This window comes from Novosphingobium pentaromativorans US6-1 (assembly GCF_000767465.1).
Lineage (GTDB): Bacteria > Pseudomonadota > Alphaproteobacteria > Sphingomonadales > Sphingomonadaceae > Novosphingobium > Novosphingobium pentaromativorans.
Window position 1 is genome coordinate 3,011,141 of the sequence record NZ_CP009291.1, and the last position, 10,831, is coordinate 3,021,971.

Below are 10,831 nucleotides of genomic sequence, written 5' to 3' on the forward strand. Positions count from 1 at the left end.
GTTTCGATGTCCCGCATTGTGCTGCCCCGGGCAAGCAAGACATCCATGCTCCAGAAATCTCGGAGGATGAATGTCAGGATTTATGAGAACGGTGCAGGACGAGATGGGCAGTGAGGACGAGGCCGCTCCGGTGGAGATGCTCGCCTGCCTTTTCGAAGCCCGCGACTGGCCATTCGAACACACCTCCGACGACGAGATCTCGGCGGAAGTGAAAGGGAGTTGGGCGACCTACCAGATCCAGGCGGTCTGGCGCCGCGAGGACCGGGTGCTCCAGCTCCTGTGCCTCCCTGACATTCGGGTGACCGATGCCAAGCGCGCGGCGGTTTACGAGGCACTGGCGATGATCAACGAACAGCTTTGGGTCGGCCATTTCGATGTCTGGTCCAACGGCAGCGTCGTGCTCTACCGCCACGGCCTGATGCTGGGCGAGGACGGCCTGCTCGGTCCCGGGCAGGCGCAGATGGTGGTCGAGGCGGCGATCGAGGAGTGCGATCGCTTCTACCCGGTCTTCCAGTTCATCCTGTGGGGCGACAAGACTCCCTCCGAAGCGCTCGCGGCAGCGCTCGTCGACGCGGCCGGAGAAGCCTGATCGGCCGATAACGGCGGATCGGGATGGTCCGTTTGAAAACCGCGCTTTGGGCCTTGGCAGGAATTGGGGGCGCGCCTAGTTGAAGCGGCAATTCAAGCCGTTCCCCCCAAAGGAGAAGACATGGACCGCTTTCAGAACATCCTGCTCGTAGGCTGCGGCAACATGGCCGGTGCCATGCTCGACGGATGGCTGGCGGGCGGTATCCCGGCCTCGCGCTTCACGGTCGTCGATCCCTATCGCAAGGCCGTGCCGCAAGGCGTGACCCTGCTGCGCGAGCTTCCCGAGGGGCGCTTCGATGCCGTGATGCTGGGGGTGAAACCCCAGGGCCTCGACGATCTTGCTCCCTCGCTGGCGCCCTCGGTAGGCGCGCAGACGGTGCTCTTCTCCATCCTTGCCGGCGTCGAGTTCGACAGCCTTGCCGCGCGCTTTCCCGATGCGGGTGCGATTGTGCGGATCATGCCGAACCTTGCGGCGGCCATCGGCAAGTCGCCCATCGCCCTCGATTCCCGCGGGCTCGACGACCAGGAGCGCGATGCCGTCACGGCGTTCATGCAGCCGCTTGGCACGCCGGAATGGCTGGCAGGAGAAGAGCTGTTCGACGCCGTGACCGCGCTTGCGGGTTGTGGTCCGGCCTTCGTTTATCGCTTCATCGACTCCCTCGCGGCAGGGGCGACTGCCCTGGGCCTCGATGCGGGGCAGTCCCAGCGCCTCGCGATCGCGATGGTGGAGGGCGCCGCGCAGCTTGCCGCCGGGCAGGCTGCGGCTCAGCCGCCGGTCTCGCCGGGCGAGCTGGCCGACAAGGTTGCAAGCCCGGGCGGCTCCACGCGGGCGGGCATGAACGTGCTCGATGCTGACGAGGCGCTGGCCAGGGTGATCGCCTCGGCCATGGAAGCATCGCGCGATCGCAATGCCGAAATGGCGGCTGAAGCGCGCAAGGCTTGAGGGATGCCGGGGTGTGTGTCCCCGGCAGATACACTTTGACACAATTCGCGGCGTCCGGTTTTTCTTGAATATTAGTCTCTGGACGCCGATATTCATTGTGTAACCGGCCACGGCATTGTGCGCGCGCCGGGAAAGGGAGTTAGAAATGGCGAATTGGAACGACCCCCAGCCCCGCTCGGGCTTCGGTGCGTCTCCGAGCCTTGACGGACGCACGGCTGGCCAGGCCACCTATGACATGGGCCTGCGCCGTCACATGCTTTCGATCTACAACTACATGGCTTCCGGCGTTCTGCTGTCGGGGATCGTGGCGATGCTTTTCGCTTCGTCCGGTATGGCCGTGCAATTGCTGTCGAGCCCGCTCAAGTGGGTAGTCATGCTGGCACCGCTCGGCTTCGTCATGGCCATGAACTTCGGCGTGAACAGGATGAAGACCTCGACGCTGCAGATGCTCTACTGGGGCTTCTGCGTGGTCATGGGTCTTTCGCTCTCGGCGATCTTCCTGGTCTTCACCGCCAGCTCGATCGCGACGACGTTCTTCGCGACCGCGGCTGCCTTCGCTGGTCTCAGCCTCTTCGGCTATACCACGAAGAAGGATCTTTCGGGCTTCGGCACGTTCCTGATCATGGGCGTGGTTGGCATCCTCGTTGCGATGGTGATCAACCTGTTCGTCGGGTCGACGGTGCTGCAGCTGGCGATTTCGGTCCTCGGCGTGCTGATCTTCGCCGGCCTGACTGCCTACGACACCCAGATGCTGAAGAACCAGTACTACCAACTGCGTGGGACTGAATTCATCGGCAAGGCGGTCGTGCTCGGCGCGTTGAGCCTCTACTTGGACTTCATCAACATGTTCCAGTTCCTGCTCTCGTTCCTCGGCCAGAGGGACTGATCCAGGCGGACATGGCGGTTCGTCCCGCTTGCGGGGCGAGTAATCCACAGTCCAGGCAGGCATTGCTATCATGCCCGGTGCGGTTCGTCGCACCGGGCATTTCTTTTGCCGCGGGCAGGGGATAGGATTCCGGCCGTTCTGATGGAGTTTTACAGGGTGGAAGACCACAAGATGAAAGGACTTGCTCGCCGCGTGCCGTTGCTGGCCGGCTCGGTCCTGGCCGTAACGATCGCAGTCCTTTCCGGCTGCTCGACCCCGCCGCCACCGCCGCCGCCACCGCCGCCGGTCGTGGTGATCCCGCCCAAGCCGACGCCGCCGATGGGCGCGCCGGAGCACATGACGGTTCCGGCCGCCGATGCGAACGGCGTGCGCCATACGGTGAATTCGGGAATCTCGACGCCTCAGGCGGTGTGGAACCTGCGTTCGGCCTACAACGTGGCCGCACTCAATTGCGTCGAAGCGCAGTACCTGCCGATTCTCGAAGGCTACAAGCGCTTCCTCAAGGTCTACGCAAAGCCGCTCAATACCGCGAACCGCGAGATCGATCGAAGCTTCCAGACCCAGCACAAGGGGCGTGAAGCGATCAAGGCGCGTGAAAGCTACCAGACGCAGGTCTACAATTTCTTCTCGCTGCCGCCGGTCGATGCCAACTTCTGCCAGGCTGCCATGGACCTGACGACCGAGCTGGAAACCGTGGACCCGAGCCAGTTCGAGACTTACGCCTATACCGGCCTTGCCAAGATGGAAGCGCCGTTCAAGTCGTTCTTCGACAGCTACGAGCAGTACCGGGCCGACCTGGCCGCATGGGAAGCGCGCTACGGCAATGCCAATATTACCGTGCGCCCCACTTTCGAGCAGCAGGCGCAGGCCGGCTCGCAAGTGCTGCAGCAGTAACCTGATTGCGGGAATGCGCGAGGTGGGCGGAAAATCCGCCTCGCGCATTTTTGCTCTTTCATGGTCGGGTTCTCTTCGCTAAGGGAGCCGCTCGCGTGGCGGCAGTCCGCTATGCGCGATTGCTGGAACGGGGCCGTAGCTCAGCTGGGAGAGCGCGTCGTTCGCAATGACGAGGTCAGGGGTTCGATCCCCCTCGGCTCCACCAGTAATTGAAGATTTGCGCTGGTCCGGAAGGCTTCCGGATCTCACCCGGTCGGGCGCGGCCGGGTTTTTTGTTTGAGTGCCGGATTGGCTTGGTCCATCACCGGCATTGTTCGGGCAGGGCTGTTCCTTGCGTGAACGGACCCACGAGCGAGACCGCCGGAAACCACGATGCATTTTCTCGACCAGGCCAAGATCTACATCCGTTCGGGCGCAGGCGGCCCGGGTGCGGTCAGCTTCCGGCGCGAAAAGTACGTTGAGTACGGCGGCCCCGACGGCGGCAACGGCGGCAAGGGCGGCGACGTCATCTTCGAAGCGGTTGCCGGCCTCAACACGCTGATCGACTTTCGCTACACCCAGCACTTCAAGGCCCCGCGCGGCGGCCATGGCATGGGCAAGAACCGTAATGGCGCGGCCGGCAAGGACCTGGTGGTCAAGGTTCCGGTCGGCACGCAGATCATTTCCGACGAGGATCGCGAGACGGTGCTGGCAGACCTGACCGAGGCGGGCCAGCGCGTGACCCTGCTCGAAGGCGGCATGGGCGGCCGGGGCAACGCCAGCTACAAGACCAGCACCAACCGCGCCCCGCGCCAGCACCAGCCCGGCATCCCGGCCGAAGAGCTGTGGGTCTGGCTGCGCCTCAAGCTTCTGGCCGATGTCGGCCTGGTCGGCATGCCCAATGCAGGCAAGTCGACCTTCATCAACAAGCTGTCGAACACCAAGGCCAAGGTCGGCGACTATGCCTTCACCACGCTGCGGCCGCAGCTGGGCGTGGTCACCCACAAGTACCGCGAATTCGTGCTGGCCGACATTCCGGGCCTGATCGCGGGCGCTGCCGACGGTGCCGGGATCGGCGACCGTTTTCTCGGCCACATCGAGCGCTGCCGTGTGCTCGTCCACCTCATCGACATTTCCAGCACCGACCCGGTCGAGGCGATGCAGGTCGTGGAGGAAGAGCTGGAGGCCTACGGTGGCGGGCTCGAGGACAAGCCGCGCCTCGTGGCGCTCAACAAGATCGATCTGGTCGATGACGAACTGGCGCGGGAATACGCCAGGGAGCTGCTCAAGGGCGGCGCCGACGAGGTCTTCCCGATTTCCGGCGCGACCGGCAAGGGCATGTCGAAGCTGCTCGACGCGGTGATCGAGTACCTGCCTGCCGCGACTGTCACCGAACGTCCCGAAGGCGAGCAGGAAGAGTCCGAGGAAAAGCCCTGGTCGCCGATCTGACAGAAGGTCGCCTGACGCTCAGGCGGGCGGTGCCCGGTGATGCGGATGGGATCGCGCAGATCATCCTGCCGGTTATCGCTGCCGGAGAGACTTACGCGCTCGAAGCGCACATGACGCGGGAGGCTGCGCTGGCCTACTGGATGGGGCCGGACCGGCAGACTTTCGTTGCCGAGCAAGGCGGCGAAATCCTCGGGACCTACTACTTGCGCGCCAATCAGGCCGGCGGCGGCGGGCATGTCTGCAATTGCGGCTACATGACGCGGGCCTCGGCGAGCGGCAGGGGCGTGGCGCGCCGCATGTGTGAGCACTCGCTGGCCCATGCACGCGAGCAGGGCTTCCGTGCGATGCAGTTCAATTTCGTGGTGAGCACCAATGTGCGCGCCGTCGGCCTTTGGCATTCGCTGGGTTTCGAGACTGTCGGCCGCCTTCCGCGCGCCTTCGCCCATCCCCGGCAGGGGCTGGTCGATGCCCTTGTGATGCACCGCGAACTTTAAGGATGGGGCTTTACTTCCATCCGTTGCTCAAACAGGACGATCCGCGTACCTGATTGCAAGCGGACGCTTTTCAGGGCGCCGCAATTCTCCTAGAGGCTCGGCTCCGATGCCCATTTCCCGCCTGTTCGATCTTTCAGACAAGTCCCATGCGCCTCGCCTCGTTCTCAAGGTGGGATCGGCGCTGCTTGTCGGGAAGCAAGGCGTGCGGCGCGAATGGCTGACAGGCCTCGTCGCCGAAATCGCCGTGGCCCGTGCGCGCGGCCAGCAGGTGATCGTCGTTTCCTCGGGCGCGATCGCGCTGGGTGCGGCGACGCTGGGCCTCGACAAGGGCGGTCGCGGCTCGCTGGCCGACGCGCAGGCCGCGGCTGCGGTCGGGCAGATCGCGCTTTCGGGGCTATGGGCCGAACTGCTCGGCAGCCATGGCCTCACTGCCGCGCAGATGCTGCTGACGCTGGAGGACCTTGAGGATCGCCGCCGTTATCTCAACGTCACCGCCACGCTCACGCGCCTGCTGGATGCCGGGGCGGTGCCGGTGATCAACGAGAACGATTCGGTCGCCACCAACGAGATCCGCTTCGGTGACAACGACCGCCTTGCCGCACGCGTGGCGCAGGCGGCGCAGGCAAGTGCAGTGCTGCTGCTCTCCGACATCGATGGCCTGTACGACCGGCACCCGAAGGAGCCGGGCGCGAAGATGATTCCGGTGGTGGAGGGCGTGACGGCCGAAGTCCACGCCATGGCCAGCGCGGAATCGAATTCCGGCATGGGCTCGGGCGGCATGATCTCGAAGCTGCAGGCGGCCGAGATCGCCGAACTGGCCGGGATCGCATTGGTCATCGGCAACGGGCAGTATGACCGGCCGGTTGCGCGGATTGTCGACGAAGGCGTGGGCACGCTGTTCCTGCCGCGGCGCAAGGCCGGCGCGCGCAAGGCCTGGCTGGGCGGTCGCCTGCGCCTCAAGGGCAGCATCATCGTCGACGATGGCGCGGCGGCGGCGCTGCTGCGCGGATCGAGCCTGCTCGCCAAGGGCATCACCGGGGTGAGCGGCGCTTTCCTGCGCGGCGATCCGGTGGCGATCGAGGACGGGCAGGGCCGGGTTCTGGCCCACGGCCTGTCGGAATACGACGCGGCCGAATGTGAGCAGATCCGCGGCCATCATTCGAGCGAGCAGGCCGACATTCTCGGCTATGCGCCGCGTTCCTCCGTGGTCCATCGCGACCAGCTGGTGCTGAAATGACCGCAAGTGCATTCGAACAGCGGCCTCTGGTTGCGCTGACCGGCGCGACCGGTTTCGTCGGGCAGGCAGTGCTCGATGCAGCGATAGCCCAGGGTTACGAGGTCGTAGCACTCACCCGGCGCGAGCAGGAACCGCGCCAGCACGTGCGCTGGATCAGGGGCGAGTTGTCGGACACCGCCTCGCTTTCCGAACTGACCCGCGGCGTCGAGGCGACGATCCATGTGGCGGGCGTCGTCAATGCCCCCGATGCCGAAGGGTTCGAGCTAGGAAACGTCACCGGCACGCTCAACCTCATCGAGACGGTCGTGGCCAAGGGGATCCCGCGCTTCGTCTATGTCTCGTCGCTGAGCGCGCGCGAACCGAAGCTATCGGCTTATGGAGCGTCGAAGGCGCGGGCGGAGAAGCTGGTCCGGGCAAGCCCGCTGGACTGGACGATAGTGCGCCCTCCCGCGATCTACGGGCCCCGCGACAAGGAGATGTTCGAACTCTTCCGGGCGGCGCGCTGGGGCGTGCTTCCGATGCCTTCGGCGGGACGCGCCTCGATGATCCACGTCGAGGATCTCGCTCGCCTGCTCGTGGCGCTTGTTCCCGGCGGTGAAGAAGTGACCGGCAAGCTGTTCGAACCCGATGACGGCAAGCAGGATGGCTGGGAGCACCACGAGATGGGCCTCGCCATCGGCTGGGCCATGGGCAAGCGTCCGCGCATCTGGGGCATGTCGCGCACTGCGCTGGAGCGGGTGGCGAAGCTCGACCACTTCCTGCGCGGGACCAAGGCCAAGATGACGCCGGACCGCGCGGCCTATTTCAGCCATCCGGACTGGGTGGTCGGCAGTAAGGGGCGCGTTCCGTCCTCGATCTGGTCGCCGCAGATCGAAACGCGCGAGGGCCTGAAGGCAACCGCGCAATGGTACCGCGAGAACAAGTGGCTTTGACGTCCTGAGCGCGGAGATGCCCGCGCAGCGATTCGCGGCGCTTCGTCATGCACCGGTGTCTTTCTTGCAAACTCTGTAAAAGTAAGTGCCATTGTCCGCTGGCGAGAGGCCTGGGCACAGGCATTGCGTTTATCTGGTGTTCAGGAAATGGCGGACGCTGCGGGCATGCTGCAGCCCCGGGGAACCCCCGTATTCCCGGCCTTGTCCTCCAGCAAGTGGTCTGGAAGGCGGCTGAAAAGCCTGCATTTGGGCGTTACGAATCTGAAATGCCTGATCCGGTCTAACCCCTAGATTTCATACAGCCCCATTTTCACAGGGCCGCGCGTAGAGCCGATCGTGAGCCGTCTCTCCGCGAAGACGGCAAATTGCACGGGTCCACAGAAAGGGATTTAGGAATGGCGTTCGGTTCCGGGCCGGGTACGAGTTGGTTGCGCCGGCAATCGATCAACCGCAGGCTGACGATTCAATCGATAACGGCGGGCGTGCTTTCGCTCTGCCTCATTGCAACGATAGTGGTAGGATCGGGACTTTCGCTCGCCACCAGCAAGAAAGACGACAAGACTTCCGAGCAGGCGCTTTCCGCGGCCCTGCTGGAAAAGGACTTCGCGTCCCTTGAGCGTGACGTGTTCCGTCACGCCGCGATCGGCACCGAGCAGACCCAAAAGGACTGGGAAAGCAATGCCGAGGATCTGAAGGATTCGATCCGCAATGCGCAGGCCAACCTCGATGGCGAGGAAGCCAAGCATGCCGGTGACGTAGAAGCGAAGGCCGAGGCCTATATCGATGCGGTCGCCTCCACTTTTGCCGCGGGCCCGGCGACGCCGGAAGGCCTCGATCGCATCGGCGAGCTGGGCAGCGCCGTGGACGACGGGATCGAACAGATTCGTGAGCCGGTGATCCAGCGCAGCGAAGTGCTGAATGAGCAGCAGCGCACCGTCACCTTCTGGGTGCTGGTTCTCTCCTCGCTCATCGCTTTCGGCGCCGGTCTGATTTCCTACCTGTTGGCCCGTGCGATCCGCACCAGCATCAGCGAGGAACTTGGCGCGGTGCGAGATTCGATTGCTGAAATCGAAGCAGGGCGCCTCAACGGCCAGATCGAGCATCTCGAGCGTCAGGACGAAATCGGCGAATTGGCCCGTGCGGCTGCGCGCCTGCGCGATACCGTCAAGGCCAAGGAGCGCAGCGATGCAGAGGCGCGCGACATGATCGAGCATGTCGGCGAAAACCTGGGTCGTCTTGCTAGCGGTGACCTCACTATCGAAGTTCCGGAACTGGGCGCGTCCTATGCCGCGCTGCGTGCGGACTTCAACAAGACGGTGGTGCGCCTGCGCGAAGCCATGCAGTCGGTGTCGCGCTCGACCCATGCGATCCGCACCGGTTCGATGGAAATCAGCCAGGCTTCCGACGATCTGGCCCAGCGCACCGAACATCACGCCAGTGAGATCGGTACGGCTGCAGGTGCGGTGAGCGAACTGTCGCGTGCCCTCCAGGACACCGCGCAGAGTGCTGCCGAAGCGCATCGCGGCGTCGATGCCGCGGTCAACGAAGCGCGCCGTGGCGGCGAGGTCGTCGGCCAGGCGGTTGGCGCGATGGAGCAGATCGAGAAGTCGACGGCCGAGATCGGCAACATCATCGCCGTCATCGACTCGATTGCCTTCCAGACCAACCTCCTTGCCCTCAACGCGGGCGTCGAGGCGGCGCGTGCGGGCGATGCGGGCAAGGGCTTCGCGGTCGTTGCCAACGAGGTTCGCGGGCTTGCCCAGCGCTCCGCCGAGGCGGCCAAGGACGTACGCACGCTGATCGAGACCAGCTCGTCGCAAGTTGCGGTGGGCGTGGACATGGTGCGCCGCACCGGCGAGGCGCTCGATTCGATCATCGCGCGCATCGACAACACCACCGAAGTCGTCACCCGGATCAGCAACGCTTCGTCCGAGCAATCGGAAAAGCTGCGCCAGACCAACGACACCATCAGCCAGATGGACGTCGTCACCCAGCAGAATGCCGCGATGGTCGAGGAATCGACTGCCGCCGCGCGCAGCCTGGCGACCGAGGCGGACAACCTGGCCGAACTCGTCGGCACGTTCCGCATCGGCGATGCCAGCGTCGTCTCGTTCAAGGCATCGGAAAGCAGGGCGGCCCCGGCGCGCGTTGCTGCTCCGGCGCCGCGACGGGCAAGTGCGCCGGTGACGGTTGGCAACGCCGCCGTTGCCCAGGTCGTCGACGACGCGGACTGGTCCGAATTCTGAATTTGCGAGCGGCGGCCGGGAACGGTCGCCGGTCGGTCTCCTGCGCCCCACCCTGCGACCCCGCAGGGTGGGGCGTTTCGTTTGTGGCGCAGCCTTGCCGCCTCACAGGCTTCGGTTCAGACGGCGAAGGCGCTGTGCCTGGCATCGCTCATCATGCGGCGCCAGTCGGTGGCCTCTATGGCGATGAGGGTGCGATGATCGCCGCCCTCGAAATAGATCTCGTCATCGCCGTGCAGATTGCTGTCGAGCAGGTCGTCGTCGACGATGAAGTCGAGCCCATAGGCTTCGCCCAGCGGCGGGATCGCGCCGAATTCGCAGTCCGGGAAGCTCATGGCCGCCTCGGCTTCGCCCAGCAGCCGGACATCGCAGCCCAGGCTGGCGCCGAGCCGGGCAAGATCGACGTGGCGCGATGACGGCAGCACCGCGAGGACATAGTCGTCACCTGCTCGCATCATCACGCCCTTGGCCACATTGTTGCCCGAGACATGGGCTGCGTGGGCAGCCCTGGCTGCGGCGAAAGTGCGCGAGTGGGGGATCTCGTCGTAGCTCGTGCCGCAAGACCTGAGATATTTGCGTAAGTTGGGTGAGATGGCCATGGCGTCCTCCTGCGTGTCGCGGAAGCGCGGGTGCGGCCTGTTTATTGCTGGTACGGCGAAGGGAGGCAGGGGGCCGTACGAAGCGCCAGGTCGGACCAGCGCTTTCCATGCGGGACATTACCAAATTGCGCCGATTCTGCCAATTGGCACCGGACGCGAAAACGGCACACGCCAACCCGCCCGGAATGGCCAGGTCTGGCGTCTGGAACTGTGTGCTGTGCGGCCTTGCGCCTCAGGCGCGCGCGCCGACGGGAATTGCCGCTTCGAGAACGGGGCCCCGTGCGATCGGGGTTTCCGTCATCTCGATACCGGTACGTTCAGCCTTGCGTCGATAGGCGGCTGCCATGGCGCGGTGCATCTTGCGGGCTTCCGGGTCTGCCGTGGAATTGGCAAGCCCATCGTGCATCTGTGCGCGCTCAATATATTCGGCCGACGAAAGATTACTTTCCATTCGTCATCCTCCGGATCCATCATTGCCGCCCGGGCGTCACTCGCAAGTCAAACGAGGGCGGACACACCGGAACTCAAGCGGCATTACGCCTGCTTGGTCATTCCGGCAACTTAAAAAAGGCAAGTTACGCCACAAT

11 protein-coding genes and 1 tRNA gene are annotated in these 10,831 nt (G+C 64.7%); 10 read left to right on the plus strand and 2 right to left on the minus strand.

What is annotated here, in order from left to right:
• Positions 1-70 precede the first annotated feature (70 nt).
• From JI59_RS13970 to JI59_RS14015, 10 genes are all read left to right on the plus strand, one after another.
• Positions 71-589, plus strand: coding sequence for a type III secretion system chaperone family protein (locus JI59_RS13970; RefSeq protein WP_138921304.1), 519 nt, complete (start codon positions 71-73; stop codon positions 587-589).
• A 120-nt stretch (positions 590-709) separates the two neighbouring features.
• Positions 710-1,531: a pyrroline-5-carboxylate reductase family protein gene (locus tag JI59_RS13975; protein WP_007012053.1), complete on the plus strand. Its 822-nt coding sequence runs from the start codon at positions 710-712 to the stop codon at positions 1,529-1,531.
• Positions 1,532-1,676: 145 nt separating this feature from the next.
• Positions 1,677-2,417 (plus strand): Bax inhibitor-1/YccA family protein, encoded by a 741-nt coding sequence (locus JI59_RS13980; RefSeq protein WP_007012052.1) that lies wholly within the window; start codon positions 1,677-1,679, stop codon positions 2,415-2,417.
• A gap of 141 nt (positions 2,418-2,558) precedes the next feature.
• The gene (locus JI59_RS13985) at positions 2,559-3,311 is read left to right on the plus strand and encodes a hypothetical protein (protein WP_051010007.1); all 753 of its coding nucleotides are present in this window, start codon (positions 2,559-2,561) and stop codon (positions 3,309-3,311) included.
• A gap of 129 nt (positions 3,312-3,440) precedes the next feature.
• A tRNA-Ala gene (locus tag JI59_RS13990) sits at positions 3,441-3,516 on the plus strand.
• A 167-nt stretch (positions 3,517-3,683) separates the two neighbouring features.
• A complete protein-coding gene (gene obgE, locus JI59_RS13995) occupies positions 3,684-4,739 on the plus strand; it encodes a GTPase ObgE (protein ID WP_007012049.1) in 1,056 nt (351 codons plus the stop codon).
• An 11-nt stretch (positions 4,740-4,750) separates the two neighbouring features.
• Positions 4,751-5,233 carry a GNAT family N-acetyltransferase gene (locus tag JI59_RS14000; protein ID WP_052117896.1) on the plus strand — a complete coding sequence of 161 codons (483 nt, stop codon included), beginning with the start codon at positions 4,751-4,753 and terminating at the stop codon, positions 5,231-5,233.
• A gap of 106 nt (positions 5,234-5,339) precedes the next feature.
• Positions 5,340-6,470 carry a glutamate 5-kinase gene (gene proB, locus JI59_RS14005; protein ID WP_007012047.1) on the plus strand — a complete coding sequence of 377 codons (1,131 nt, stop codon included), beginning with the start codon at positions 5,340-5,342 and terminating at the stop codon, positions 6,468-6,470.
• Positions 6,467-7,402, plus strand: a complete 936-nt coding sequence (locus JI59_RS14010; protein ID WP_007012046.1) for an NAD-dependent epimerase/dehydratase family protein — start codon at positions 6,467-6,469, stop codon at positions 7,400-7,402. Before proB ends, JI59_RS14010 begins: the two co-directional genes overlap by 4 nt.
• 395 nt (positions 7,403-7,797) lie before the next feature.
• Positions 7,798-9,648: a methyl-accepting chemotaxis protein gene (locus JI59_RS14015; RefSeq protein ID WP_038576208.1), complete on the plus strand. Its 1,851-nt coding sequence runs from the start codon at positions 7,798-7,800 to the stop codon at positions 9,646-9,648.
• Positions 9,649-9,764: 116 nt separating this feature from the next.
• Here the strand turns inward: JI59_RS14015 and JI59_RS14020 are convergent, their stop codons facing one another.
• Entirely contained in the window at positions 9,765-10,244 is a 480-nt protein-coding gene (locus JI59_RS14020) for an aminoacyl-tRNA deacylase (protein WP_007012044.1), read from the minus strand.
• 232 nt (positions 10,245-10,476) lie between these two features.
• Positions 10,477-10,695: a hypothetical protein gene (locus JI59_RS14025; protein WP_007012043.1), complete on the minus strand. Its 219-nt coding sequence runs from the start codon at positions 10,693-10,695 to the stop codon at positions 10,477-10,479.
• Between the last annotated feature and the right edge of the window lie 136 nt (positions 10,696-10,831).

Bases quoted from the DNA above. Each gene is read 5' to 3' on its own strand.
- JI59_RS13970 (WP_138921304.1), top strand. From the start codon at position 71: ATGTCAGGATTTATGAGAACGGTGCAGGACGAGATGGGCAGTGAGGAC.
- JI59_RS13975 (WP_007012053.1), top strand. From the start codon at position 710: ATGGACCGCTTTCAGAACATCCTGCTCGTAGGCTGCGGCAACATGGCC.
- JI59_RS13980 (WP_007012052.1), top strand. From the start codon at position 1,677: ATGGCGAATTGGAACGACCCCCAGCCCCGCTCGGGCTTCGGTGCGTCT.
- JI59_RS13985 (WP_051010007.1), top strand. From the start codon at position 2,559: ATGGAGTTTTACAGGGTGGAAGACCACAAGATGAAAGGACTTGCTCGC.
- obgE (WP_007012049.1), top strand. From the start codon at position 3,684: ATGCATTTTCTCGACCAGGCCAAGATCTACATCCGTTCGGGCGCAGGC.
- proB (WP_007012047.1), top strand. From the start codon at position 5,340: ATGCCCATTTCCCGCCTGTTCGATCTTTCAGACAAGTCCCATGCGCCT.
- JI59_RS14010 (WP_007012046.1), top strand. From the start codon at position 6,467: ATGACCGCAAGTGCATTCGAACAGCGGCCTCTGGTTGCGCTGACCGGC.
- JI59_RS14015 (WP_038576208.1), top strand. From the start codon at position 7,798: ATGGCGTTCGGTTCCGGGCCGGGTACGAGTTGGTTGCGCCGGCAATCG.
- JI59_RS14020 (WP_007012044.1), bottom strand. From the start codon at position 10,244: ATGGCCATCTCACCCAACTTACGCAAATATCTCAGGTCTTGCGGCACG.
- JI59_RS14025 (WP_007012043.1), bottom strand. From the start codon at position 10,695: ATGGAAAGTAATCTTTCGTCGGCCGAATATATTGAGCGCGCACAGATG.